This window comes from Microbacterium sp. ZXX196, from assembly GCF_009709595.1.
Taxonomy (GTDB): Bacteria; Actinomycetota; Actinomycetes; order Actinomycetales; family Microbacteriaceae; genus Microbacterium; species Microbacterium excoecariae.
Genome location: NZ_WMEE01000138.1, coordinates 1 through 276, shown reverse-complemented (window position 1 = coordinate 276; position 276 = coordinate 1). Strand labels below are relative to the sequence as shown.

Annotated in this window: 1 protein-coding gene; it reads left to right on the top strand. The window is 59.8% G+C overall.

The genetic code is table 11. The features are described 5' to 3' along the window. Positions 1-32 precede the first annotated feature (32 nt). Positions 33-276: hypothetical protein (locus GJQ66_RS12555; protein ID WP_230379598.1), on the top strand; the 244-nt coding region annotated here is incomplete at its 3' end.

Genomic DNA, 276 nt, shown 5'->3' with positions numbered 1-276 from the left:
TTCTTTTGGGGGCTTCAGCCCCCCTCGCCCCCTTGGCACCTTACGCGCTTTTGGCAGATCAAAGCGGGGCTTTGGCGCGGTTCACGCTGACAGGGCCTGATCTGGCCGAGGTTTTGGCGCGGCTTTGTCCTTTGGACCTGCGCCCCACCGCCTTCGGGCCACGGCGTTCTGCGCGCAGTTTATTGGGCCATATCGATGCGCTATTTGTTACATCCGATGACGGAGATCACATCGAGATATTCGTGATGCGATCCATGGCGCAATCAGCCCTGACCG